This window comes from Phreatobacter oligotrophus (assembly GCF_003046185.1).
GTDB lineage: Bacteria > Pseudomonadota > Alphaproteobacteria > Rhizobiales > Phreatobacteraceae > Phreatobacter > Phreatobacter oligotrophus.
The window spans coordinates 46040-71422 of record NZ_PZZL01000008.1; the positions used below are offsets into that span (position 1 = coordinate 46040).

Here is a 25383-nt window from a genome sequence, read left to right on the forward strand (position 1 = left end):
GCGCCGCGACGTCGATGCTCCGCCCGCCGCCGGCGGCTTTGACAGGAAAGGCTCCGACCATGGCCTCCACCCGCACCGAAACCGACACATTCGGCCCGATCGAGGTCGCCTCCGATCGCTACTGGGGCGCCCAGGCCGAGCGCTCCCGCGGCAATTTCCGCATCGGCTGGGAAAAGCAGCCGCTGCCGGTGGTGCGGGCGCTCGGCATCGTCAAGCGCGCCGCCGCCGAGACCAACATGGCGCTCGGCCGGCTCGACCCGGCGATCGGCGAGGTCATCGTGCGGGCGGCGCAGGAGGTGATCGACGGCAAGCTCGACGATCATTTCCCCCTCGTCGTCTGGCAGACGGGTTCTGGCACCCAGTCCAACATGAATGCCAACGAGGTCATCTCGAACCGCGCCATCGAGATGCTTGGCGGGGTGATGGGCTCCAAGAAGCCGGTCCATCCCAACGACCACGTCAACATGAGCCAGTCGTCGAACGACACCTATCCGACGGCCATGCACGTCGCGGCTGCCGAGGAGATCGTCCACCGGCTGCTGCCGGCGCTGCGCCATCTCCACGCGGCGCTCGCCGCGAAGGCCGAGGCCTGGGGCCATATCGTCAAGATCGGCCGCACCCATACCCAGGACGCGACGCCGCTGACCCTGGGGCAGGAGTTCTCCGGCTATGCCCAGCAGGTGGCCAATGGCATTGCCCGCATCGAGCAGACGCTGCCCGGGCTGATGGAGCTCGCCCAGGGCGGCACGGCGGTCGGCACCGGCCTCAATGCGCCTGTCGGTTTCGCGGAAAAAGTTGCCGAGCGGATCGCGGCCATCACCGGCCTTGCCTTCACCTCGGCGCCCAACAAGTTCGAGGCTCTGGCCGCCCATGACGCCATGGTCTTCGCCCACGGCGCCATCAACACGGTGGCGGCTTCGCTGTTCAAGATCGCCAACGACATCCGCTTCCTCGGCTCGGGCCCGCGCGCGGGCCTTGGCGAACTCGCCCTGCCCGAGAACGAGCCGGGTTCGTCGATCATGCCGGGCAAGGTGAACCCGACCCAGTGCGAGGCGCTGACCCAGGTCTGCGTGCAGGTCTTCGGCAACCACGCCGCCCTGACCTTCGCGGGATCCCAGGGCCATTTCGAGCTCAACGTGTTCAACCCGGTGATGGCCTACAATTTCCTGCAGTCGGTGCGCCTCATCGCCGATGCCTCGGTGTCCTTCACCGACAACTGCGTCGCCGGCATCGTGCCGCGCGAGGACAATATCCGCGCCGGCGTCGAGCGCTCGCTGATGCTGGTCACGGCGCTCGCGCCGACCATCGGCTATGACGCGGCCGCCAAGATCGCCAAGACGGCGCACAAGAACGGCACGACGCTGAAGGAAGAGGCGCTGAAAACCGGCCTCGTTTCTGACGCGGACTACGATCGTCTCGTCGATCCGGCCAAGATGATCGGGCCGGGCTGACGCCCGCGCGAGGTATCCGGCATGTCTGCCCAGCGGTGTCGCCGGTAGCCGACCCGGCGTGAAGCCGCTAGGCGGACATGATGCTCGTCCGCGATTTCATCCTGCTGATGGGGGTCTGCCTGATCTGGGCGACCAACTTCGTCGTGACGAAGCTGGTCCTCGTCCATCTCGACATTCCGCCGCTGCTCTTCTCCTCGCTGCGCTTCGCGCTGGTGCTGCTGGTGGCGCTGCCCTGGCTGCTGCCCTGGCCGCGGCCGCGCTGGCGGATCGTCGTGGTCGGGCTGATGATGGGGGCGGGGGGCTTTGGCCTCGTGTCCATCGGCCTCATGACGGCGACGCCCTCGAGCGCGGCGGTGGTGACCCAGCTCAGCGTGCCGCTCACCGCGCTCCTGTCGGTGTTCATGCTGGGCGAGAGGATCGGCTGGCGCCGCGGAATCGGCATCGCGCTCGCCTTTTCCGGCGCGGTCATCGTCATGTACGACCCGAAAGGCTTCGCGCTGTCTTTCGGCCTGCTGTTCGTCGTGGCCAGCGCCTTCGCATCGGCCTTCGGGGTGGTGCTGCTGAAGAAGACCGAGAATGTCGCGCCGCTGCAGTTCCAGGCCTGGGTGGGGCTTGCCTCGTCGATCCCGCTCGGCCTTGCCTCCATGGGGCTGGAGACCGGCCAGGTCGACCGGGCCCTCACGGCGGGCTGGCCCTTCCTCGCCGCGCTCGCCTACACGGCCATCGCCGTGTCGCTGCTCGGGCACAGCCTGTTCTTCAAGCTGGTCATGAAATACGAGGCGAACCTCATCTCCACCCTGACGCTGATGTGCCCGCTCATGGGCATCGGGCTGGGCGTGCTGATCACCGGCGACCGTTTCGATCTCCGCATGGTCGCCGGCACGGCGGTGGTGCTGGCCGGCGTCGCCATCATCCTCATCGCGCCGAAGCGGGCGCGGGCCTGAGATCCAACGACAAAAGCTGCCCTCGCGGCGGCGGACACTCAACAGGGGCGGTGGAGGTCAGGCGACCTTTTCGACCCGCGGGTTCTCGGCTGCCTCCAGCTCTTCCTTGCGTGCCATCTCGCGCGCATAGGCCTTGAGCTTGAGGATCATCTCGTCGGGAAACTGGCGCACGACCTCGCCGGTCTGGCGGTCGACCGTGCGGTAGACCAGCACGCCGGCGGCGTCGTCCTTCTCGATGCGGCGCTGGAGGGATTCCCGCATCGTGTCGGCGATGCGCTCCATGCGCGCGCGCCTGTCCGCGAGGATGCGATCGTCGCGCGCCGCCATGTCACCGGCGCGGCGATCGTCTGTCGCGGAGCCCGCTGTATCGGACTCAGGCTGGCTCACCCGCTGAATGCGGGGCAATTCCGTCCGCACCGCTTCACGGTACTGGACGGCCTCCGACCGCGCGGTCGAGATCGTGCCGACGGCCGGCCGTGAGGACACGATGTCCATGACCGGAACTCCCTGTGGGGGAAGGACCTCGTGATCCCTCTTCTCCCAAGTGCCGGATCATGACGCGGAAATCCTAAACCCGCGTTAGGACTTATGGTAAATAACGCGGCCGCGAATTCTATCGAATACCGCGGAATGTCGCCGCCTTTACAGCGAGCGGACGATAGCCACCGGAGCCGCGGCGCGTGGCGGCGGGGCGGCGGTGCGGCCGTTGGCGCCGTAGAGGCTCGGGGCGCGCTTGGCCTCCACCGTCGCGGAGACGTGGCGGATGATCCCCTCGGCCACCGCATGGGCGGTGGCGAGCACGGCGAGATTGACCTGCAGGGCATCCTGCATGGCGGCATGGTCCGCCTCGAGCGCCGCCAGGCCTCGGGCCGCATGGGTCCGGACCACCTCGCGGTGGAGCTTCATGCGGCCGAGATCGGCGAGATAGCGGCGCGACAGCTCGGCCTTGCGGGCCTCCAGCGGCTGGGCGGCCTTCACCTTGGCGCTGCGGACCAGGGCGGTTTCCTCGTTCAGCACGCCGGTGAGCTCGGCCATGGTGGCGCGCAGGCCGGCGACGAGGTCGAGTGCGTCCTGCGGCGTGGTGATCGGCGCGGGGAGGGTGGCGGGGTGGGCCTGCTGCTGCATGGCTCAGCTCCTTGCTGGGAGGCGTCGCGGCGCGGCTTCCTGCGCGCCGATCAGTTCGCGGTAGATGTGGTTGGCCAAGCCGACGCCGCCCTGGGACGTGACGGACTTGGCGTATTCATCGACCAACATGCCGCGCCAGGCCTCGCTCTGCTTGCCGCCGAGGGGCGAGTCGTTGCCGATGCCGGTGAACATCTGGGAGAACATGGTGTTGAGGAACACCTGCTCGAAGTTCTGCGCCTGGTTCCAGGCGCGGTTCTCCTTGGACCCCGGGACCTTGGCGGCGGCCGGGGTATAGGCGTTGACGGCGGCGCGTTCGGGCGTCTGGCTGCGCATCAGAGCACCTCGATCTCGGCCTGGAGGGCGCCGGCGGCCTTGATGGCCTGGAGGATGGAGATCATGTCGCGCGGGCCGATGCCGAGCGCGTTGAGCCCGTCGACCAGCTCCTGCAGCGACACGCCCTCGCGGACGAGCGCGAGGCGCTTGCCTTCCTCCGTCGCCTGGATCTGCGTGCGCGGCGTGACGACCGTCTGGCCCTGCGCCAGCGGGTTCGGCTGGCTCACCTGCGGCCGCTCGGAGATGGTGACGGTGAGATTGCCCTGCGCCACGGCGACGGTGGAGACGCGCACGTCCTTGCCCATGACGATGATGCCGGAGGCCTCGTCGATGACGACCTTGGCGACCTGGTCGGGCTGGACGCGCAGCTGCTCGATCTCGGTCAGCAGGGCGACGATGTTGCCCTCGAAGCGCTGCGGCACCTTGAGGTGGACCGTTGCCGGGTCGGTCGGCTCGGCGGTCGGGGCGCCGATGAAATCGTTGATGGCGGCGGCGATGCGGCGCGCCGTGGTGAGGTCCGGGTTGCGCAGGGCGAGCTTCACCGAGGCGAGGCGGTTGATGGCGAAGTTCACCTCGCGCTCGACAATGCCGCCATTGGAGACGCGGCCCACCGTCGGCACGCCGCGGGTGATGCTGGCGGCGGCGCCCTGGGCCTGGAAGCCGGCGATGGCGACGGCGCCCTGGCCGACCGCATAGACCTCGCCGTCGGCACCGATGAGCGGCGTCACCAGCAGTTCGCCGCCCTGCAGCGAGCGCGCGTCGCCCATGGCCGAAACCTTGATGTCGATGCGCGTGCCCTGGGTGGAGAAGGGGGGCAGGTTGGCGGTGACCATTACTGCGGCGACGTTGGCCGTGCGCAGGTTCATGCCGCGGGTGTTCACACCCAGGCGTTCCATCATCGATTGGATGGACTGGCGGGTGAAGGGCGAGTTGTTGAGCGTGTCGCCGGTGCCGTTGAGGCCGACCACGAGGCCATAGCCGATCAGCTGGTTATCGCGGATGCCCTCGACATCGACGAGATCCTTGATGCGCGAGGTGTTGGCTCCCGCCGGGGCGGCGAGGGCGAACAGGCTCAGGAGGACGACGAGACGGCGGAGCATGGGTGTTCCGATCGTGGGTTCGGTGAAAACCTCGCACAGGCCATGCCAACACCATGCGGTGAACGAAGTTGTTGATTTATTGTGAGGATTGCCGAAAGGCGGGGCTATCGCCCGGTCCTTTGCGGGGTGCACCCGGCAAGTCTTGCCGGGCATTAACGACCCCTTAACCACGCAGGGGGTCTTCTTAACCTCGCAGCAAGACGTGTTGCGCCTTCTTGAAGCGCCCGTCCCGGAGAAGGACCATGCGGATCATCACGCCGCCGACCGTCGGAGCGGTCGCCCAGGGCCCGGCCACGCAGCGGGCCGATCGGCCGCGTTCGGCTTTCGAGCTGCCCGGCGGCAAGGCGGAAACGCCGTCCACCGCCGCCGCCCGCCCGACGGTTGCCGCGGCGGGTCTCGAGACATTGCTCGCGGTCCAGGGGATGCAGCCGGAGGATCGACGCGAGAAGCGCCGTCGCGCCATGCAGCGCGGCCGCCAGTCGCTGGACCTGCTCGACGACCTGAAGCTGTCGCTGCTCGCCGGCGAGCCCATGCCCTCGGTGCTGCTCAAGCTGCGCAGCGTCACCGCGACGGCGCTGGAAGGGTCGGGCGACCAGGGCCTCGACGACGTCCTCGCCGAGATCGACCTCAGGGCCCAGGTGGAGATCGCCAAGCGCGAGGCGGCGGCCCGCGAGGACAGCGGCGGCCGGTAATCGTCACCGGCGAATCGCCCGGTGCAAGCTGATGGAATCCAGACAATTCCTGCCTTCTGGCACGGTTCCTGCCTCTCGGCGGTGCCTGTGTCCTGTTCCGTGACGGCCCGATGACCCGGTTTCAGGTTGTCTGGCATCGGAGCGGATGCTATGAGCGCGCCGAAACACGGGTCTAACACCGTGAATCAGAGGGGTTCGTTGCATGACGTTGGAGTTGGAAGCGGACTACCGCCCGAGCGACTCAGAGCCGTTCATGAACGAGCGGCAGCGCGAGTACTTCCGCAAGAAGCTGCTGTCCTGGAAGGACGACATCCTTCGCGAGGCGAAGGAGACCCTCCAGAACCTGCAGGACGAGAACCAGAACCACCCCGACATCGCCGACCGTGCATCCTCCGAAACCGACCGGGCCATCGAGCTTCGGGCCCGCGACCGCCAGCGCAAGCTGATCGCCAAGATCGACGCCGCGCTCGCCCGGATCGAGGATGGGACCTACGGTTTCTGCGAGGAGACGGGTGACCCGATCTCGCTCAAGCGCCTCGAGGCCCGTCCCATCGCGACGCTGTCGCTGGAGGCCCAGGAGCGCCACGAGCGCCGCGAGCGGGTCTATCGCGACGAATGACGTCGCCGGCCCTGCCGCCATCACACGAGGCCGCCTCCGGGCGGCCTTTTCTTTTGCTGGTCTTGGCTCTCGGAGAGCCCGTTGAGCCGCCGGTTGGGCCTGGCTCTGGGCCTGGCTGAGAGGCGGGCCGCCAAAGTCCCCCTCCCATCGCGTCAGCGAGGGGAGGGTGCGGGTGGGGCATGGGCGGCGCGCCTGAACCTGCCGGCTGATCTTGGCGGGGGCGAGGCTTTGAGGAATGCCCCACCCTGACCCTCCCCTCGGGCGAGGCGAGGGAGACCACGGCGTCGCGTCTGGTCCGGGGTGGTGTGCCAAGTACAGCCTGTCGTTTCCGGACCCGGGGTCCCGAACGGCCAACGCCGCCCGCGTTGGGAGAACGCGAGCGGCGCCGGACTTGCCGTGTTCGCCTGGGGAGCGGGGACGGCTGGGAGCTGGGGAAGGGGGAGGGTCAGAAGGGGAGGAGGACGTCGAGCACCTGCTGGCCGTAGCGCGGCTGCTGCTGGTCGGTGATCTGGCCGCGACCGCCATAGCCGATGCGGGCCTGGGCGATCTTGTTGGAATCGATGGTGTTGTCGCTCTCGATATCCTCCGGGCGGACGACGCCGGCGACGATGAGTTCGCGCACCTCGAAATTGACGCGCACCTCTTGCTTGCCCTCCAGCACGAGGTTGCCGTTGGGCAGCACCTGCATGACCACGGCGGCGACGTTGGTGGCGAGCGTCTCGGAGCGTGTGACCGTGCCCTTGCCTTCGTTCGAATTGGTGCCGGTGGTCGAGACGAGGCTCGCCGGATCGGCGCCGGTGCGGGCGATGAGGCGTTCGGCGCCGAAGAGGCTCGGCGTGCCCATGGTCTGCGAACCGGTGCGCGACTGGTTGGTGGTGTTCTGGACGTTGGCCTGGTCCTGGAACTTCACCTTGACGGTGAGGATGTCGCCGACGCGCTGGGCGCGCTGGTCGCGGAAGAAGGCGCGCGAGCCGTTGCGCCACAGCGAATTGGGATTGTGCGAGACGGGCTGCGGCTCGGGCATGGGCATGGAGACCGGCCGGTAGCCGGGCTGGGTCTGCGGGTTCTCCACCGCCGAGAGCTGCGGGGCGCGGCCGACATTGCGCAGCCGGTCCGGGGCGCCGCAGGCCGCGACCGACAGGCCGGCGGCGATGAGGAGGAGCGGGCGGAGGCTGTGCTGGCTGCGGGCGAACATGGCGGATCCTGACGCGGGACGGCGGATGGCGGGCATGGGCATCACGGCGTCCTCGCGGTGGCGACGGCGGTGGTGGTGGTGACGGGCGGGGTGATGGAGACGCGGTTGAGGCCGGTGACGGTGGCCTGCAGCCGCTTGCGGGACTGCAGATTCTCCACCTGGATCATGTCGCCCTCGGCGCCGGCCTCCAGCGCGCGGCCGCGCATGGTCAGCGACAGGCCGGGCATCTCCATGGTGATGAGGACGTTGCCGTTGCGCTCGACGAGCTCGGGCTTCATCAGATCGGCCATGCGGAAGGGGCGCTCGGGACCGATGGGGCGGCGCGCCGCCATGCCGACGGCCTGGCTCGCGCTCACGACGGTGTCGAGGGTGAGGGCTGGCACCTGCGTGCGCGGCTTGCGGTCGACCACCAGGTCGGAGGAGCGGATGACCTCGCCGCGGCCGATGGACCGGGCGAGCACGACGAATTCGACCAGCTCGACAGCCGTGCCCTGGACGCGGAAGCCGCCATTGCGGTCGGTGCGGGGCGAGCCGCCGATGCCGAGCACGGCCTCGAAGCGGCCGGTGCGGGGGTCATGCTCGATGCGCAGGATGTCGAGGCTGCCCGAGACTCCCTTCTCCACGGCGATGGGGCGGGTGCCGCGGTCGAAGGCGACCTGGACGCGGTTCGAATCCGACAGGCCCATGGACGAGGCGAGCGCCATGGCGATCCGCTCCTCCATCTCGGCCAGCGGCAGGATGCGGGCATCGCGGGTGATGGAGACCTCGCGGTTCCGGTCGCCGGTCTCGGGCTCGAGGCCGACGCGGCGCGCCGCCTCGATGATGCGCCAGGCGGGAACCTGGCCGGTATGGCCTGGGTCGGGCGAGCGGAAGACCGGCACGTCGGCGAAACGGCCGGCATTCTGGAACAGGTCGCCGAGGCGAACGACCTCGCCGGAGACGGCGACCTCGAGGCGCAGCACCGGGCGGGGCGGCGCATCGAAGGCTGCCACCGGCGCCGCGGCGAGGCCGAGGGCGAAGCTTGCGAGGAGGGTCCTGAGGGTCCGCATGGCTCAGCGCATCAGCTGCGAGGTGGACTGGAGCATCTGGTCCGCCGCCGAGATGATGCGGGCGTTCATCTCGTAGGCGCGCTGGGCGGCGATGAGGTCGGAGATTTCCGACACCGCCGTCACGTTCGACTGTTCGAGGTTCTTCTGCAGCAGCTGGCCCATGCCTTCGTTGCCGGGCGTGGTGGTGATGGCCTGGCCGGAGGCGGAGGTTTCGAGGAACAGGTTGTCGCCGATCGATTCCAGGCCCGCCTTGTTGACGAAGCGCGAGAGCTGGATCTGGCCGATGGTCTGGGCGGCGGTCTGGCCGGGCAGGGTGGCCTGGACGACGCCGGCGGCGCTGATGGTCACGGCGGTGGCGTTGTTCGGCACGGTGATGCCGGGCTCGAGCTGGTAGCCGTCGACGGTGACGATCTGGCCATCGGCATTGCGCTCGAAGGAGCCGTCGCGGGTGTAGGCGGTGCGGCCGTCGGGCAGCTGGATGCGGAAGAAGCCCTCACCGCGGATGGCGACGTCGTAGTCCTTCTCCGTCGCCAGCACGTTGCCCTGGGTCATGATGCGCGAGGTGCCGGCGGGTTTGACGCCGGAGCCGATGGAGATGCCGACCGGCAGGAGGTTGCCCTGCTGCGAGTTCTGCGTGCCGGCGCGGCGCTGGTGGTCGTAGAGCATGTCCTGGAACTCGGCCCGCTGGCGCTTGAAGCCGGTGGTCCGCATGTTCGCGATGTTGTTGGAGATCACCTCGACGGTGAGCTCCTGGGCCTTCATGCCGCTGGCGGCGGTGTGGAGCGCGCGCATGGGTCAGGTTCCTCAGGAGGTGGGGTTGCCGAGGGAGCGGATCGCATCCCGGCGCATCTGGTCGTGCCGCTCGAGATTGGAGGCGAGCGACTGGTAGGCGCGGGTGACCTCGATCATCCGCGACAGGGCAAGGACGGGAACGACGTTCGAGCTTTCGAGCGCGCCCTGGCGCACGTCGGTCAGCGCGACCGTCTCGGCGCGGCGGCCCTCGCGGAGGCGGAAGAGGTTGTCGCCCTCCTTCTCCATGGCGCGCGGCTGGTCGCCGTCGACGATGCGCAGGCGGCCACGGATGCCGCCGGAGGAGGAGACCGAGCCGTCGCGGCCGATGGTGATGCCGACGTCGCGGGCCTCGAAGACGATGGGGCCGCCTTCGCCCATGACGAGCTGGCCCTGCTTGGTGACGAGCTGGTTCTGGGCGTTCAGCTCGAAGGAGCCGTTGCGGGTGAAGCGCTCGCCCTCGGGCGTCTGGACGACGAAATAGCCGCGGCCGTTGATGGCGACGTCGAGCGCGTTACCGGTCTGGGTGATGCCGCCCTGGCCGAGATTGGTCGCCGTGGCGCGATCCCAGACGAAGGACATGCGCCGGTCGGCACCGCGCTGGAACGTTTCGTCCCGCGCGACAGGCATCAGGTATTCTTCGAAGACAACGTCGTCCTGCTTGAACCCGGTGGTGTTCAAGTTGGCGAGGTTGTTCGCAATGACGTCGAGCTCGCGCTGCAGGGCGACCTGCCGCGAAAGACCGACCAGACCAATGTTCTCCATCGGACCGATCCCCTGATATCCCGGCCTTGATGGACCATCTCTCCCAAGATGATCCGGGGCCGGTGCTCCCCAGCTGGACCGCCTTGCCGTTCTCCCAAACGGGTCCGGCGATCCGCAAAGGTCTTCGCAGGAGCCGTGCCAAAGGGTCGAGTAAAGGAAAATCAACCACTTAAGTCAGGAAAGCGGTAACCTCCCACTAGGCACGAACGACCAAGGGGGCGCATTCGTCCCGGCAAATCTTGCCGGTCCTTAACGGTCGTAAACGGGCCGTTAACCATTTTGGCGCCACTGTCCCAACATGAGAATCCGGGGCGCTAAGTGATGGCGAAGAAACCCAAAAAGGCCGAAGGCGAAGCCGAGGACGGCGAAGAGGGCGAAGCCCCGGCCGAAGGTGGTGGCAAGAAGAAGCTCATCATGATGGGCGGGGCCGCCGTGCTCGTGCTGGCCCTCGGTGGTGGCGGCTGGTTCTTCTTCCTGCGCAAGAAGCCGCAGCAGGTCGCGGCGCCGGCGCCCGTCGAGGTCGCCAAGCCCGTGGCCTTCGTCGACCTGCCGGACATGACCGTGAACCTGTCGGTCGGCCAGGACCGCCCGCAATATCTGCGGGTGAAGGTCGCCCTCGAGGTTTCCGACACCAAGGTCGCCGACCAGATCAAGCCGATCATGCCGCGCGTGGTGGATGCCTTCCAGCTGTACCTTAGGGAAATGCGCCCCTCGGACATCGAGGGCTCGGCCGGCATCTTCCGCCTGCGCGACGAGCTCACCCGGCGCGTCAACACCGCCGTCCATCCGGCACGGGTGAACGCCGTGCTGTTCCGCGAAATCGTCGTGCAGTGACGGGCTGATCGATGGCAGGCGATATCGACCAGGACGCCCTTGCCGCCGAATGGGGCATGGCGCTCGAAGAGCAGGGCGCCACCGGCAACGACGCCGCCCAGTCCTGGGAGACCGTCGGCGAAGACGGCATGGCCCATGTCGGTGTCGGCTCCAAGGGCGGCGCCGAGCGCATCCTCAACCAGGAGGAAATCGACAACCTCCTCGGTTTCTCCATCGAGGACCTGGCGCTTTCCGACAATGGCGGCATCCGCGCCATCATCGACTCGGCGATGGTCGCCTACGAGCGCCTGCCGATGCTCGACATCGTGTTCGACCGCCTGGTGCGGTTGCTCACGACCAGCCTTCGCAACTTCACCTCCGACAACGTCGAGGTCTCGCTCGACCGCATCCACGCGGTGCGCTTCGCCGATTACCTGAACTCGATCCCGCTGCCGGCCATCCTCTCCATCTTCAAGGCGGAGGAATGGGACAATTTCGGCATCGCCACGGTCGATTCGAGCCTCATCTACTCGATCATCGACGTGCTCCTGGGCGGCCGCCGCGGCGTCACGGCCATCCGCGTCGAGGGCCGTCCCTACACGACCATCGAGATGGGCCTCGTCAAGCGCATGGTCGAGGTGATCCTCGCCGATGCCGAGGCCGCCTTCCGTCCGATCTCGCCGGTCAACTTCAAGATCGACCGGCTGGAGACCAACCCGCGCTTCGCGGCGATCTCGCGCCCCAATAACGCGGCGATCCTCGTCCGCTTCCGCATCGACATGGAGGAGCGTGGCGGCTCCATCGAGATGCTGCTGCCCTATGCGACGCTGGAGCCGATCCGCGATCGCCTGATGCAGACCTTCGTCGGCGAGAAGCTCGGCCGCGATCCGGTCTGGGAGGGGCATCTCTCCACCGAAATCTTCCAGGCCCGCACCCATGTCGAGGCCGTGCTCTACGAGAGCGAATTCCCGCTGCGCAAGCTGATGAACCTCAAGGTGGGGGACACGCTCGTCCTCGACATGAAGCCGGACGCCCTGGTGAAGGTGCGCTGCGGCGACGAGACCCTCACCGAGGGACGCATGGGCCGGGTCGGCGACAAGGTCGCGGTGCGCATCCAGAAGCCGCTGCGGCGGGGCCGAACCACCATGGCGCAGTTCGAGCAGGTGTCCTCGGGCGGACAGGAGACGTGATGAGCAGCTTCACCGTGTCCATGATGATCGAGTTGCTGGTGGCGGGCCTGCTGGTGGCCACCATCGCCTACTGCGTGGCCCTCAACCGGCGGCTCATGCGGCTGCGCTCCGACGAGCAGTCGCTGAAGGCGACCATCGCCGAGCTGATCACCGCCACGGAGATCGCCGAGCGGGCGATCCAGGGCCTCAAGGTCACGGTGCGCGAATGCGACGGCACGCTCGGCGAGCGGCTGCGCACCGCCGAGCGCTTCCTCGTCGACATCGAGCGCGAGGTGAAGGCCGGCCAGGTGGTCGTCGACCGCATCAGCCGCATCACCGAGGCCGCCCGGGACGCCGGCAAGGCCCGCTCGCCCATCCCGGCGGTGGAGCCCATCGTGCCGGTCCTGGTCCGCGAGCCGGTGGACGGGCAGGGCGCGAGCGCCGCCTCGACCCTCGCCGCCGCCAAGGCCTTCGCCGCCCGCGTCCAGACGCGCGCTGCCTGAGGAGGGCTCCATGCGGGACCTGCGCCTTCTGCCGATCGTCACCTTCGCCGCCGGCGGCCTGCTCTTCCTGAAGGCCGTCGGGCTGCTCAGTGGCGACATGGCCGGTCCCCGCACGGTGAGGGCGCAGGACACCTCGATCCCGGGCATCGAGTCGCCGGCCGACGCCAATCTGGTGACCGGCGCGACGCCAGCCGCCGCACCGGCTGCAGCCGCGCCGCCCCCGCCGCCGCCCCAGGCCGTCCCGGCCAATCAGCCGCCGGCCATCTCCTCGTCCGAGCGCGCCATCCTCGAGCGCCTGCAGGAGCGCCGCCAGGAGCTGGACACCCGCCAGCGCGAACTGGAAATGCGCGAGAACCTGCTGCGCGCCACCGAGCGGCGCATGGAGCAGCGGATCAACGAGCTGCGCGAGCTGGAATCCCGCATCACCGGGCTGGAGCAGCGCCGCGACGAGGCCGAGCAGGCCCGCTTTCGCGGCGTCGTCAGCATGTACGAATCCATGCGGCCGAAGGACGCGGCGCGCATCTTCGACAGCCTCGACATGAGCGTCCTGATCGAGGTGGCCCGCGCCATGCGTCCGCCGAAGCTCGCCGACGTCATCGCCCAGATGCAGCCGGAGCCGGCCAAGCGCCTGACCACCGAGCTTGCCCGCCGGCCGCAGCAGCAGGCCGCCGCCGACCCGCGCTCGGTCTCGCCGGACACGCTGCCGAAGATCGAAGGCCGCCCTACCCGGTGACCGCAACGCGGTGTTAATCACGCCTGTCCATGATGCGCCGACAGCGGGGGCATGGAGCGCCTGCAAGCCTGTTCCCCGGAACAGGCGGAAGGGTCGAGTGGCGATCCCATGGACGGGAACGCATGGTGCGTGAGGCGTTTGACGCGGGCCGGCCTGACAGCCGCCCTGTTTTGTCATGTCTCCGTCGCCGCCGTCGAAGCCCAGACCGCCCGGCCCGCGCCGCCTGCGGCAGCCCCTGTCGCGCCCGCCGCTTCTGCCGCGCCGACCCCGCCTGCCGCCAAGGCTGACGTTGCTGCCTCGACCTCCGGCGGCCATGCCCGCCTGGTCTTCTCCTTCGACCAGCCGCTCTCCGCCGAGGTGAAGGTCACCGGCGGCGTGCTGGTGATCAGCTTTCCCCGCGCCGTGGAGATGCAAGTCAACCAGCTGACCACGCAGCTCAGCGACTATGTCACCGCCGTCCGGCGCGATCCCGACGGCAAGTCGCTGCGCTTCGCCCTGTCCCAGCGCGTCACCGTGAATTCCATGGAGGCCGGCGAGCGGCTCTTCGTCGACCTGCTGCCCGACAGCTGGCGCGGCGGCCCGCCCGGCCTGCCCAACGAGATCGTCGAGGAGCTCACCCGCCGCGCCCGTGATGCCGAGCGCCGCGCCCGCCTGGCCGAGGCCCAGCGGGTGGCGCGGGCCCTGCCGCCCGTCACGGTGCGGGTCGGCAACCATCCGACCTTCTCGCGTTTCGTCTTCTCGCTGCCCGAGCCGGTGGGCGTCGCCATCGACCGCGCCGGCGACCGGCTGACTCTGCGTATCGCCAAGCCCTTCACCGCCGAACTGAAGCATGTGCGCGACGCGCTGCCGCCCTTCGTGAGCGAGATTGAGGCCGATACCGGCGCCGACGAGCTGGTGTTCCGCATGGCGGTCTCGCCGCAGGCGGATGTGCGCGCCTTCCGGGAGGAGGGGACCTATGTCCTCGACCTGACCATGCGGGGCGGCCAGCCGACGCCCGGCGGCCGTTCGTCTGCGGCGGCCCCCGCCGCCCGCGCGCCCAGCGCCGCGCCGCCCTCGGCCATGGTCCTGCCTGGCAACGTGCCGACCCCGCCGCTTGCCCCGCCGCCGGTTCCGCCGATGGCGATGCCGATGCCAGCGCCGCCTCCCGCGCCGCGCCTTGCGAGTGCACCTCCCGCTCCGCCCGCCGCCCCGGCGGTGATGGCGCCGGCCGCTTCCGCGCCCGTTGCGGCCGCACCGCTCCCCGTCGAGCGCTCGCCGGCGCCCGCGCCCGAGCATCCGCCGGTCGAGACGGCCGAGCCCGCGCCTCGCCCCGCCGCTACCCCGGGTCCGGCCGGTCCCGTCGCCGTCCAGGCGCGCCGCGCGGGTGGCACGATCCGCATCCTCGTGCCCTTCACCAAGGAGACGCCCGGCGCGGTGTTCCAGCGCGGCGACACGCTGTGGCTGGTCTTCGACACGCTGGAGGACGTGGCGCTGGCCGGCCTGCAGGCCGAGGCCGCCGGGATCTTCTCCTCCGTCGACGCCTCGCGCTCGCGCTCCGGCATCGCGGTACGGATCGGCCTCGAGCGCGCCAGCCTCGCCTCTGCCGGCCGCGACGGACTGGCCTGGATCGTGACGCTGGCGGACACCGTGCTGGAGCCGCCTCGGCCGGTGCATCTCACCCGCGCCAGCGACCAGGGCGACCGCCTCATCGCGACCGTCGACTTCCCCAATGCCGGCTCGGTCCATCGCCTCACCGATCCGCTGGCCGGCGACACGCTGCTCGTCGTCACCGGCGCGGGACCGGCCCGCTCCTTCGTCCAGCAGCGCGACTTCGTCGAGTTCTCGGCGCTCGCCGGCAGCCATGGCCTCGTCGTCCAGCCGATCGCCGACGACCTGCAGGTGACCATTTCCGGTGACAGCGTCGCCATCGGCCGGCCCTTCGGCCTGCAACTGAGCGCCGGCCTTGCCCGCCCGCCCTCCGTGCAGCGCATGGTGCGCCGTCCGCGCACCATCGCCTTCGATCTCGAACTCTGGGCCGCCGACGAGCGCGCCGCCTTCCGCGACCGCGAGAGCGACCTTCTCGCCAATGCCGCCGCCGTCCACGAGACCCAGCGTACCGCCAAGCGGCTGGAACTCGTGCGCTTCTACATGGCGCAGCAGCGCTGGGCCGAGGCCAAGTCCGTCCTCGACGCCATCGTCCGCCAGGATCGCCGCATCGCCGAGGACGGCACGATCCAGGGCCTGCGCGGCGTCGTCGCCATCATGATGCACCGGCCGGCCGATGCGCTGCGCGAGTTCTCCCATCCGGCCATGTCGGCAGCGCCCGATATCGCGATGTGGCGGGCGACGGCGCTGGCCATGGACGGACGGTCGAAGGAAGCGCACGATGCCTTCGAGGCGGCCGACGTGTCGCCTGCGACGCTGCCGAATCCGCTCGCCCGTGCGGTTCTCACCCGCGCAGTCTCGGCGGCGCTCGATTCCGGTGCGGTCGACCGCGCCGACAAGCATCTCGCCGAGCTCCAGGAGATCGGCGTGCCGCCGGAGGCCGAGCAGCAGTTCGCCCTGCTGCGTGGCCGCCTCCTCGAAGCCAGGGGCCAGGAGCGCGATGCGCTCATCGCCTATGCCCGCGCCGCCAACGGCCCGGACCTGCCCTCGCGCGCCGATGCCGACCAGCGCCACCTCGCCGTGCGCCACAAGCTCGGCGACATCGACCGCAAGGCGGCGATCGAGGAGCTGGAGGCGCAGAGCTATGCCTGGCGCGGCGACGACATCGAGGCGCGCACGCTCGCCCTGCTCGCCAAGCTCTATGCCGACCAGGGCCAGTTCCGCGATGCCTTCACGACGATGCGGCTCGCCATGCGCGTCCATCCGCGTTCGGAATCGGTGCGCGGCATGCAGGACGATGTCGCCCGCCATTTCGAGCGGCTGTTCCTCGAGGGCAGCGCCGACCAGATGAAGGCGGTCGATGCGCTGGCGCTCTACTACGACTTCCGCGACATGACCCCGCAGGGCCGCCGCGGCGACGAGATCATCCGCCGCCTCGCCGACCGGCTCGCGGGCATGGACCTGCTCGACCAGGCGGCCTCGCTGCTGCAGCACCAGATCGACCGCCGCCTCACCGGCGCGGCACGCTCGCAGGTCGCCGCGCGCCTTGCCCTCGTCCATCTGATGAACCGCAAGCCGGCCGCAGCGCTCCAGGTGCTGCGCACGACGCGCCTGTCCGAACTGCCCGAGGAGCTGCGCAACCAGCGCTACCTGCTCGAAGCCCGCGCCCATGCCGACATGAACCGGCCGGAGCAGGCCATGGAGATGATCGCCGGCATCCGCACGCCCGAGGCGGAGATGCTGCGCGCCGACATCCTGTGGGGCGCCCAGCGCCATCGCGAATCGGCCGAGCAGAGCGAGCGCTGGGTCGCCTCGCGCAGCGCCGGGGCCCTCGGCGACGAGGAACGCCGCCACATCCTGCGCGCTGCCATCGGCTATGCGCTGGTGGACGACACGCTCGGTCTCGACCGGCTGCGCGGCCGCTATCGCGCCGCCATGCGCGGCACGCCGGACGAGCGCGCCTTCGACGTGGTGACCTCGCCGATCGAGGCGCGCGGGGTGGAATATCGCGAGATCGCCAAGTCGATCGCCGACCGCGACACGCTCGACGCCTTTCTCAAGAACTACCGCGAGCGCTATCCGACCGAGACGCCGGGCGCCTCGCAGCCCACCGCCTCGACGCCGCAGCAGCAGTCGGGCGCCGGCGGCGCGCCGCGGCCGGGCTGAGGCAAGCCTCTAGGGTCCGAAACTTCGGACCAGGCTTCCCGCGACGAGGTTCCACCCGTCGACGAGGACGAAGAAGATCAGCTTGAAGGGCAGCGACACCGTCACCGGGGGCAGCATCATCATGCCCATGGACATGAGGACCGAGGCGACGACGAGGTCGATCACCAGGAAGGGCACGAAGAGCAGGAAGGCGATCTCGAAGGCCCGGCGCAGCTCGGAGATCATAAAGGCGGGCACGAGCACGCGGAAGGACACCTCCTGCGGTGTTGCAGGAACGGCCTCGCGGGAGAGTTCCTGGAACAGGGCGAGGTCCTTCTCGCGGACATGCTTCAGCATGAACTCGCGGAAGGGGCCGGAGGCGCGCTCGAAGGCCTGCGGCGCGTCGATCTGGTTCTCGATGAGCGGGCGGATGCCGAGGTCGTAGCTCTGCTGGAGCGTCGGCGCCATGACGAAGCCGGTGAGGAACAGCGACAGGCCGACGATGACAGCGTTGGGCGGCGCGGTCTGGGTGCCGATGGCGGTGCGCAGCAGCGACAGCACCACGGCGATCCGCACGAAGCTCGTCACCATGATGAGGATGGAGGGCGCCACCGACAGGACGGTGATGAGCGCGATGAGCTGGATGACGCGCTCGTTCACGCCGGCGCCCTGGCCGAGATTGATCGAGACGTCCTGCGCGACAGCCGGCCCCGCGACGAGCGCCGACGCGGCGAGCAGGGCAAGGCCGGCCAGCCGGCGTGCCGGGCGGGCGTCGGTCCTGCGGGGAGGGGTTTCTGCGGCCATGGCCGTCCTGCGTCGGGGCGAATCGTCGCCGGAGTCTAGCAGGTCGCGGCGGGTGGGCCTGTGGACGGCCACGCGGCGGCAGGTCGCGGAACGACAAAGGGCTCCCGGTGGGGAGCCCTCGCGTCATCGGCGCTGTGGTGTGCCTCAGCTCTTCGGCGGCGTCGGGCCGCGGCCGAGCAGGGCGGCCATTTCCTCTTCCAGGCTGTCGAAGACCGATTTCTCGTCGGGTGACAGGCTCTTCGGCGCCGTGGCGGGCGACGGAGATGCGCCCGGCCGCGGCGCGGGAGCCGGCGGGGCCGCCGGGCGGGCCGGGGCGGGGCTCGCGGCGGCGGGCGTCGCACCGATCGGCTTCTTCAGCGCCGCCTCGAGACGGGCCGCGACATCATCCGGGACGGCGCCGGCGGCAGGGGCGGGGCTCGCCGGACGGGCGGGCGCGGCGGGCGGCGGGGTCGGCGTTGCCGGCCGCACGGGCTGGGTGACGACGGGCGTGATCTTCGGCACGTCGGGACGGGCGACTTCAGGCCGCGCCACGGGCGGTGCCGGCGGCGGAGGCGGCGGGGCCCGCGTCGGCTCGGGTCGCATGGTCGGCTGCGGCGCGGGCTGTGCGGCCGGGCGGGCCGGTTCGGGACGGGCCGGCTCGGGCATCCGCAGCGAGGCTTCGGGGCGCAGCGCCGGGGCGGGGGCCGGCAATTCGCCGGCTGCCTGGCGCGCAGCCTCGCGCAGGGACGCCCGCTGCGGCGGCATGGGCGGGTCAGGCTCGACATAGACGGGGGCCTGGGCCGCCGCGACCTCGCGCAGGGCAGCGGCCTGGACCGGGGCGCCACGGACGATCGAGGTCTCGACCACGACATCGGTCGGGCCGCCGAGAAGCAGCAGATGCTCCACATTGTCGCGGCGGATCAGCACCAGCTTGCGGCGCTGGTCGACGTCGGCATAGTCGAGCACGGCAAGGCGCGGCTGGCGGCCACGGCCGCCAGAGCCAATGCCGAGGCCACGGCCGCGGACAATGCGGAAGATCCACGCCGTCAGTCCGATCAGCACCAGAACGGCGGCGAAAGCGACGATGAACGTCGCGGCCAGCGGCGCGTTCGGGCCGAGCAGATTGGTGATATAATTCATCGAGACCGATCCCGTGGCATTCCCGACGCCCGCCCCCGAGAGCAGGCCTTAAAACTATGTTGAGGTTAACAGACCCGGCAAGCCTTGCCGATCTCGACCTCGCCGGATGGTTAACCCGCCGGGCCAGAGGTTGAAAGTCCCTTAACGGTTAACCGGTCGTTAACCATGTGGTGGGCATCCTTTGCCTACCACAGGGGCGGGGACATCGGCTGCCATGGCCACCAGCGACGTGCCGATCTTCTCCATGCTCCGCAACCGGATGCGGTGGCACCAGGACCGGCAGAAGCTGCTGGCCGAGAACGTCGCCAATGCTGACACACCGAACTACCGGGCCCGCGACCTCGCGCCCCCGAACTTCGATTCCATGCTGCGGGGCGGGGTGCGCGCCGCGGCCTCCGCCGGCGCCAGCACGGGTGTCGGGCCGGTGAGGACCGATCCGGGCCATATCGGCGCGACCGGCTCCACCGTGCAGAACCGCTTCGAGGTCCGGCGCAATACCGGCCTCGTCGCCACCCCCGACGGCAACCGCGTCAACCTCGAGGACGAGATGCTCAAGGTCGCGCAGAACCAGATGGACTACCAGGCCGTCGCCGGCCTCTACCAGCGCTCGCTGGGCCTGATCCGCACCGCTATCGGCAAGAAAGCCTGAGGAGACGACGCATGTCCGAGGATTTCCTCAAGTCGATCCGCATCGCCGCCGGCGGCATGCGCGCGCAGGCCGGGCGCATGCGCGTGTCGGCGGAAAACATCGCCAACGCCAATTCGACCGCGGGGACGCCGGGCGGCGATCCCTACCGCCGCAAGATCCCGACCTTCCGCACCACCTTCGACCGCGAATTGCAGGCGACCACGGTGCAGCTCGGCCCGGTCCGGCAGGACCAGAGCGAGTTCCGCACCCGCTACGACCCCAACCATCCGGCAGCCGACCCGCGCGGCTACGTCAAGGTGCCCAACGTCAATTCGCTGGTGGAGAGCATGGACCTCCGCGAGGCCCAGCGCAGCTACGAGGCCAACCTCAACGTCGTCACCTCCACCCGGCGCATGATCCAGCGCACGATCGAACTCCTGAGGTCGTAAGGCCATGTCCTCCTCCTCGATTGCCGCCAATGCCTATGCAACAGCGGCCCGGCTTTTCGCCCCCAACACCTCCGCGACGCGCCCGACAGGGCAGGGCGGCAGCTTCGGCGACCTCCTGCGGGGCGCCGTGCAGAACCTCGACCAGACGGCGCGCCAGACCGACCAGCGCACCGCCGCCATGGCCGCCGGCCGCGCCGACCTCATCGACGTGGTCACCGCGGTCGCCGAGACCGAGGTCGCCGTCGAGGCGCTCGTCTCGGTGCGCGACAAGGTCGTGCAGGCCTACGAAGAAATCATGCGGATGCAGATCTAGGAGAGATCGATGAGCCCTGCCGACATTCTCGACGTCGCCCGCGACGGCATCCTCACCGTCATCCTGGTCTCTGCTCCGCTGATGGTCGTCGGCCTCGTGGTCGGCGTGATCGTCTCGCTGATCCAGGCGCTGACGCAGATCCAGGAGCAGACCCTGGTCTTCGTGCCGAAGATCCTCGCCATCTTCGCCACCATGATCATCGCTCTGCCGTTCATGGGCGACATGATGAACGGCGTCACCGCGCGCATCATGGCGAAGGTGGTCTCCGGCGGGTGAATCAGCTTGGATCCGGCGCGTCCGCGTAGTGCGGGCGCCGCCGGCCGCTCCAGGAGGGGCGATTCCCGTGACCCTGCCGCTCTCGCCCGAGATGGTCGTCGTCTTCCTGCTCGTCTTCGCGCGGGTCGGGACGATGATGGCGCTGATGCCGGGCCTCGGCGAGAGGTCGCTTCCCGTGCGCGTGCGCCTAGGCGTCGCCCTCCTCCTCACCCTCGTGCTCTTTCCCCTCCACCGCCCGCTCTACGAGGTCGACCTGGCGCGCCCGGCCGGCGTCTTCATGGTGCTTTTCATGGAGATCGCGGTCGGCTTCACGCTGGGCATGGCCGGCCGCATCGCGGTCTCGGCGCTGCTGACCGCGGGTGTCGTCATCGCCCAGGCCATGGGCATCGGCTTTGCCATGCAGGTGGACCCCACCCAGGGCCAGCAGGGCGCCGTCATCGGCACGTTCCTGTCGCTGGTCGGCGTGGCGCTGGTCTTCGCCACCGACCTGCACCACCTCGTCATCGCCGCCATTTCCGACAGCTTCACCATCATCCGGCCGGGCGTGCTGCCGGCCTCGGGCGATGCGGCGCAGTTCCTGACCATGGTCATGGCCAAGGCCTTCGTCATCGCCATCCAGCTCTCGGCCCCCTTCCTCGTCTTCGCCCTGGTCTTCAACATCGGCCTCGGCGTGCTGTCCAAGCTCATGCCGCAGATGCAGGTCTTCTTCATCGCCATGCCGGTCACCATCGGCGTCGGCTTCCTCATCCTCCTCCTCGTCCTCTCGGTGATGATGGCCCACTACATGGGCTCGCTCGAGGGCGTGCTGGGGGAGATGGCGGTCAACCGGAGGTGATGCGGTGGCCGAGGGCGATGACGACAAGGACCAGAAAACACACGACCCCACACAGAAGAAGCTCGACGACGCTCTGAAAAAGGGCGACGTCGCGAAAAGCCAGGACCTCGTCGCCTGGTTCCTGCTGTTCATCTCCACCCTCGTCATCGCCACCATGGGGGCGAGCAGCGCCGGCAGCCTTGCCGTCCCCATGAAGAACCTGCTCGCCAATGCCGACCTGCTGCAGGTCGACCGGTCGGCGCTGATGCAGCTTCTCATCTCGATCATCATCGCCATCGTCGTCGCGGTGGGCCTGCCGATGCTGGCGCTGTTCCTGACCGGCGTCGGCGCCAATCTGATGCAGCACCGCCTGGTCTTCTCGACCGAGAGCCTGAAGCCGAAAATGTCCAAGATCTCGCCGCTGGCGGGGTTCAAGCGGATCTTCGGGCTGGATGCGATCGTCAACTTCGCCAAGGGCGTCGCCAAGATCAGCATCGTCGGCACGGTGATCTTCGTCGTCCTCTGGCCGCAGCGATCCAGCGTCGACGCCATGGTCCGCATGGACGTGGAGATGCTGCTGCCCCACACGTTCGCGCTGGTCATGAACGTGCTGATGGCGGTCGTGGCGATCCTCGCCATCATCGCCATTGCCGACTACGTCTACCAGTACCAGCGCTGGTACACGCGGCAGAAAATGTCGATCCAGGAGCTCAAGGAGGAGTTCAAGCAGTCCGACGGTAACCCGGAGATCAAGGCGAAGATCAAGCAGATCCGCCGCGAACGCTCCCGCAAGCGGATGATGGCCAACGTTCCCAACGCCACCGTGGTCGTCACCAACCCGACCCACTTCGCCGTGGCGCTGAAATACGAGCCCGGCATGGCCGCGCCGGTCTGCGTCGCCAAGGGCATGGACCTCGTCGCCCTGAAGATCCGCGAGATCGCCACCGCCAACGACGTGCCCATCGTCGAGAACGTGCCGCTCGCCCGCGCCCTGCACGCCAGCGTCGAGATCGACCAGCCGATCGAGGAAGAGCACTACCGCGCCGTCGCCGAGGTCATCGGCTACGTCATGCGGCTCAAGGGGACGCTCCGCTGAGGCCAGCCGCCCCGGCGCTCCCGGCGCAATTTGCCCCTCGCCGTGGCCCTGCCGCCCTTGCCTCGGGGGCGGCGAAGCGGCACCACTAGAGTTGAGAATCACTCGCCGGGATTCTCGCGTCCGATCCAGCAACAGCGGCACACCCGACGCCATGGCCTTCGCCGAAAAGACCGCCCGTGCCGATGCCGCCGCCCGCGCCGGCGGACGCCGTTCCGTGGACCGGTCGGATCAGGCCGGCTCGACCGCCATGGTGCTCGTCGTCGCGGTGGTGCTGGTCGGCGCGGCCCTGTTCTTCCTAATGATCGGCCGCGACAATGCCTATCCCTATGTGATCGGCCTTCTGGCGACGCTTGCGGTCTGCGGCGTCTTCTCGCTCTTCGCCTATGCCTCGGGCATCCTGCGCTTCGCCACCGAGGACGGGCGCAACGACGTGACCAAGGCGATCGCCGCCAGCGCCGGCGAGGCGCTGGTGGTCAGCGAGCCCTCGGGCCGCGTCCTCTATGCCAACCCCGCCTATCTCGCCATGACCGGGGCGACCGGCGAGGACGACGTGCGCGGCGTCGAGCGCGCCTTCACCGGGGCACCGGAAATCTCCGAGGCCATCTACCGCCTGTCGCAGGCCGCCCGCGAGGGCCGCCGCCACCAGGAGGAGGTCCGCCGCGCCGACGGCCCCGAGCCACGCTGGCTGCGCCTCAAGGTCCGTCCCCTGAGCGGGGAAGGCGCCGAGCGCGTCCGCGGCGCCGCCCGCGCCAGCGTCTGGACGGTCGAGGACATCACCCGCGACCGCGCCAGCGCCGAGAGCGCCTTCGAGACGCTGCAAAAGGCCATCGACTTCCTCGACCACGCGCCCGCCGGCTTCTTCTCCATGGAGCCGGATGGCGAGATCGGCTACATGAACGCCACGCTCGCCGGCTGGCTCGACCACGACCTGACCGAGGTCGGCCCGGGGGGCCTGGCGCTGGCCGACATCCTCGCCGCCGATGCGGCGGCGCTGTTGCGCACCGTTCCGGCCAAGCCCTCCGACGTCACCACGGCGACCTTCGACATCGACATGAAGCGCCGCTCCGGCGAGGCCCTGCCGGTGCGCCTGCTCCACAAGGTCGCCTTCTCCGCCGACGGCACGCCCGGCGCCTCACGGACCCTCGTCATCAACCGCGGCCGCGGCACCGACAGCGGCGACAGCCTGCGCGCGGCGGAAGTACGCTTCGCCCGCTTCTTCAACTCCTCGCCGCTGGGCATCGCCACCGTCGACCGCGACGGCCATGTGGGCCGCGCCAACCCGATCTTCGCGCGAATGCTGGCCGAGGTCGCGCCGACCACCGAGGTCGGGCCGCGGTCGATCCTGTCGCTGGTCAAGGAGAGCTCGCGCCCGCTCCTCATCCAGGCCATCGGCGAGGCCGCCGCCGGCAAGGGCGACCTGGCCCCGGTCGATGCCGCCTTCCAGGGCGACGGCAACCGCTTCTGCCATTTCTTCGTGGCGCCGGTGGACGATCCGGAGCAGCCCGGCGAGGCGGCCATCGTCTATGCCGTGGAGACCACCGAGCTGCGCCAGCTGCAGGAGCAGTTCGCCCAGTCGCAGAAGATGAACGCGGTCGGCCAGCTTGCCGGCGGCGTGGCGCATGACTTCAACAACGTGCTGCAGGCCATCATCGGCCATGCCGACCTGCTGCTGATGGACCACAAGCCGGCGGACCCGTCGTTCAACGACGTCATGCAGATCAAGCAGAACGCTAACCGCGCGGCGAGCCTGGTGCGCCAGCTGCTGGCCTTCTCGCGCAAGCAGACGCTGCGGCCGCAGGTCGTGCAGCTCGGCGACGTGCTCTCCGACATTTCCATGCTGCTGCGGCGCTCGCTCGGCGAGCGGGTTGGCCTCGACATGGTCCATGGCCGCGACCTCTGGCCGATCCGCGCCGACGTAACCCAGCTCGAGCAGGTGATCCTGAACCTTGCGGTGAACGCCCGCGACGCCATGCCCGATGGCGGCAAGCTGACCATCCGCACCGCCAATGTCCCGGCGGGCGAGGTGGCGCGCCACCGGTCCAAGGACGATCCGGTGGAGATGCCGGAGACGGATTCGGTGATGATCGAGGTGACCGACACCGGCACCGGCATTCCCGACGACATCAAGCAGAAGATCTTCGACCCGTTCTTCTCTACCAAGGATGTCGGCAAGGGCACCGGCCTCGGCCTCTCCACGGTCTATGGCATCGTCAAGCAGTCCGGCGGCTACATCTTCGTCGACAGCCAGGTCGGCCGCGGCACGATCTTCCGGATCTTCCTGCCGCGCCATGTCGAGGGCGAGGAGCCGGTCGTGGTCGCGCCGCCGGTGGCGCCCGAGCGCACGCCGGCCGCCCCCGCCGCCATGCTCGTCTCGGGCGGCGACGAGGCCGCCCCGGCGGCCCCGCCTATCGCTCCGGCGGAGCCGGCTCCGGCCGCCGAGGCCTCCGCCGCGCCCTCCGAGGCCGCCGCGCCGCCGCCGCCACCCGCTGCCCGCGAAGAGACGGGTCCCGGCACGATCCTGTTGGTCGAGGACGAGGAGGCGGTGCGCGCCTTCGCCTCGCGCGCCCTCATCTCCCGCGGCTACACCGTGCTGGAGGCCGGTTCCGGCGTCGAGGCGCTGGAGGTCATGGCCGAGCATGGCGGCACGGTGGACCTCGTCGTCTCCGACGTGGTCATGCCGGAAATGAACGGCCCGACCCTGCTCGGCGAGCTGCGCAAGTCCAATCCGGACATCAAGGTGATCTTCGTCTCCGGCTATGCCGAAGAGGCATTCAAGAACGACCTGCCGGAGGGTCAGTCCTTCGCCTTCCTGCCGAAGCCCTTCTCGCTCAAGCAGCTGATCGAGGCGGTGAAGGAGCAGACCCGCGCCTGACGG

26 protein-coding genes are annotated in these 25383 nt (G+C 69.5%); 16 read left to right on the top strand and 10 right to left on the bottom strand.

Annotated features, from left to right (window positions below; genetic code table 11):
• Positions 1-14: 14 nt before the first annotated feature.
• Together fumC and C8P69_RS17035 are read left to right on the top strand one after the other, a co-directional pair.
• Positions 15-1451, top strand: a complete 1437-nt coding sequence (fumC, locus tag C8P69_RS17030) for a class II fumarate hydratase (RefSeq protein ID WP_245902101.1) — start codon at positions 15-17, stop codon at positions 1449-1451.
• Positions 1452-1531: 80 nt separating this feature from the next.
• Positions 1532-2395: a DMT family transporter gene (locus C8P69_RS17035; RefSeq protein WP_108178804.1), complete on the top strand. Its 864-nt coding sequence runs from the start codon at positions 1532-1534 to the stop codon at positions 2393-2395.
• A gap of 57 nt (positions 2396-2452) precedes the next feature.
• Here the strand turns inward: C8P69_RS17035 and C8P69_RS24280 are convergent, their stop codons facing one another.
• The 4 genes from C8P69_RS24280 to C8P69_RS17055 form a co-directional block, all read right to left on the bottom strand.
• Complete coding sequence (locus C8P69_RS24280) at positions 2453-2890, bottom strand: flagellar protein FlaG (RefSeq protein WP_245902102.1); 438 nt, start codon at positions 2888-2890, stop codon at positions 2453-2455.
• Between the two features lie 147 nt (positions 2891-3037).
• Positions 3038-3520 (bottom strand): hypothetical protein, encoded by a 483-nt coding sequence (locus C8P69_RS17045; protein WP_108178641.1) that lies wholly within the window; start codon positions 3518-3520, stop codon positions 3038-3040.
• Positions 3521-3523: 3 nt separating this feature from the next.
• Positions 3524-3853, bottom strand: a complete 330-nt coding sequence (locus C8P69_RS17050; protein WP_108178642.1) for a rod-binding protein — start codon at positions 3851-3853, stop codon at positions 3524-3526.
• On the bottom strand, positions 3853-4953 hold the full coding sequence (locus C8P69_RS17055; RefSeq protein WP_108178643.1) for a flagellar basal body P-ring protein FlgI: 1101 nt from the start codon (positions 4951-4953) through the stop codon (positions 3853-3855). The genes C8P69_RS17050 and C8P69_RS17055 overlap by 1 nt, the downstream gene beginning before the upstream one ends.
• Before the next feature lie 242 nt (positions 4954-5195).
• Here C8P69_RS17055 and C8P69_RS17060 point away from each other — a divergent pair, with 242 nt between their 5' ends.
• Positions 5196-5645 (top strand): flagellar assembly protein FliX, encoded by a 450-nt coding sequence (locus C8P69_RS17060; RefSeq protein WP_108178644.1) that lies wholly within the window; start codon positions 5196-5198, stop codon positions 5643-5645.
• A gap of 202 nt (positions 5646-5847) precedes the next feature.
• A complete protein-coding gene (gene dksA, locus C8P69_RS17065; RefSeq protein ID WP_108178645.1) occupies positions 5848-6264 on the top strand; it encodes an RNA polymerase-binding protein DksA in 417 nt (138 codons plus the stop codon).
• Positions 6265-6709: 445 nt separating this feature from the next.
• On the opposite strand, the gene flgH is transcribed toward dksA, so the two are convergent.
• From flgH to flgF, 4 genes are read right to left on the bottom strand one after another with little or no spacing between them, the layout of a single operon-like run.
• Complete coding sequence (flgH, locus tag C8P69_RS17070) at positions 6710-7495, bottom strand: flagellar basal body L-ring protein FlgH (RefSeq protein ID WP_425440766.1); 786 nt, start codon at positions 7493-7495, stop codon at positions 6710-6712.
• A gap of 5 nt (positions 7496-7500) precedes the next feature.
• On the bottom strand, positions 7501-8508 hold the full coding sequence (gene flgA, locus C8P69_RS17075) for a flagellar basal body P-ring formation chaperone FlgA (RefSeq protein WP_108178647.1): 1008 nt from the start codon (positions 8506-8508) through the stop codon (positions 7501-7503).
• Between the two features lie 3 nt (positions 8509-8511).
• A complete protein-coding gene (gene flgG / locus C8P69_RS17080) occupies positions 8512-9300 on the bottom strand; it encodes a flagellar basal-body rod protein FlgG (protein WP_108178648.1) in 789 nt (262 codons plus the stop codon).
• 12 nt (positions 9301-9312) lie between these two features.
• A complete protein-coding gene (gene flgF, locus C8P69_RS17085) occupies positions 9313-10062 on the bottom strand; it encodes a flagellar basal-body rod protein FlgF (protein ID WP_108178649.1) in 750 nt (249 codons plus the stop codon).
• A 321-nt stretch (positions 10063-10383) separates the two neighbouring features.
• On the opposite strand from flgF, the gene fliL reads away from it, so the two are divergent.
• From fliL to C8P69_RS23925, 5 genes are all read left to right on the top strand, one after another.
• The gene (gene fliL / locus C8P69_RS17090; RefSeq protein ID WP_108178650.1) at positions 10384-10896 is read left to right on the top strand and encodes a flagellar basal body-associated protein FliL; all 513 of its coding nucleotides are present in this window, start codon (positions 10384-10386) and stop codon (positions 10894-10896) included.
• 56 nt (positions 10897-10952) lie between these two features.
• Positions 10953-12065 (top strand): flagellar motor switch protein FliM, encoded by a 1113-nt coding sequence (fliM, locus tag C8P69_RS17095; RefSeq protein WP_420541484.1) that lies wholly within the window; start codon positions 10953-10955, stop codon positions 12063-12065.
• Positions 12065-12547, top strand: coding sequence for a DUF6468 domain-containing protein (locus C8P69_RS17100; protein ID WP_211353840.1), 483 nt, complete (start codon positions 12065-12067; stop codon positions 12545-12547). Before fliM ends, C8P69_RS17100 begins: the two co-directional genes overlap by 1 nt.
• A 10-nt stretch (positions 12548-12557) precedes the next feature.
• Complete coding sequence (locus C8P69_RS17105) at positions 12558-13280, top strand: MotE family protein (RefSeq protein WP_108178652.1); 723 nt, start codon at positions 12558-12560, stop codon at positions 13278-13280.
• 129 nt (positions 13281-13409) lie between these two features.
• The gene (locus C8P69_RS23925; protein ID WP_170118282.1) at positions 13410-17030 is read left to right on the top strand and encodes a hypothetical protein; all 3621 of its coding nucleotides are present in this window, start codon (positions 13410-13412) and stop codon (positions 17028-17030) included.
• 9 nt (positions 17031-17039) lie between these two features.
• Here C8P69_RS23925 and fliP read toward each other — a convergent pair whose 3' ends face one another.
• Positions 17040-17813 (bottom strand): flagellar type III secretion system pore protein FliP, encoded by a 774-nt coding sequence (gene fliP / locus C8P69_RS17115; protein WP_108178653.1) that lies wholly within the window; start codon positions 17811-17813, stop codon positions 17040-17042.
• Positions 17814-17957: 144 nt separating this feature from the next.
• Entirely contained in the window at positions 17958-18932 is a 975-nt protein-coding gene (locus C8P69_RS17120) for a flagellar biosynthetic protein FliO (RefSeq protein WP_108178654.1), read from the bottom strand.
• Positions 18933-19146: 214 nt separating this feature from the next.
• Here C8P69_RS17120 and flgB point away from each other — a divergent pair, with 214 nt between their 5' ends.
• From flgB to cckA, 7 genes are all read left to right on the top strand, one after another.
• Positions 19147-19581, top strand: coding sequence for a flagellar basal body rod protein FlgB (gene flgB / locus C8P69_RS17125; RefSeq protein WP_108178655.1), 435 nt, complete (start codon positions 19147-19149; stop codon positions 19579-19581).
• A gap of 11 nt (positions 19582-19592) precedes the next feature.
• On the top strand, positions 19593-20009 hold the full coding sequence (gene flgC, locus C8P69_RS17130; protein ID WP_108178656.1) for a flagellar basal body rod protein FlgC: 417 nt from the start codon (positions 19593-19595) through the stop codon (positions 20007-20009).
• 4 nt (positions 20010-20013) lie between these two features.
• Positions 20014-20322, top strand: a complete 309-nt coding sequence (gene fliE / locus C8P69_RS17135; protein ID WP_108178657.1) for a flagellar hook-basal body complex protein FliE — start codon at positions 20014-20016, stop codon at positions 20320-20322.
• A gap of 9 nt (positions 20323-20331) precedes the next feature.
• The gene (fliQ, locus tag C8P69_RS17140; RefSeq protein ID WP_108178658.1) at positions 20332-20598 is read left to right on the top strand and encodes a flagellar biosynthesis protein FliQ; all 267 of its coding nucleotides are present in this window, start codon (positions 20332-20334) and stop codon (positions 20596-20598) included.
• A gap of 91 nt (positions 20599-20689) precedes the next feature.
• Complete coding sequence (gene fliR / locus C8P69_RS17145) at positions 20690-21433, top strand: flagellar biosynthetic protein FliR (protein WP_108178807.1); 744 nt, start codon at positions 20690-20692, stop codon at positions 21431-21433.
• Between the two features lie 4 nt (positions 21434-21437).
• Complete coding sequence (gene flhB, locus C8P69_RS17150; RefSeq protein ID WP_108178659.1) at positions 21438-22508, top strand: flagellar biosynthesis protein FlhB; 1071 nt, start codon at positions 21438-21440, stop codon at positions 22506-22508.
• Positions 22509-22659: 151 nt separating this feature from the next.
• Complete coding sequence (gene cckA, locus C8P69_RS17155; RefSeq protein WP_245902103.1) at positions 22660-25380, top strand: cell cycle histidine kinase CckA; 2721 nt, start codon at positions 22660-22662, stop codon at positions 25378-25380.
• Positions 25381-25383 lie beyond the last annotated feature (3 nt).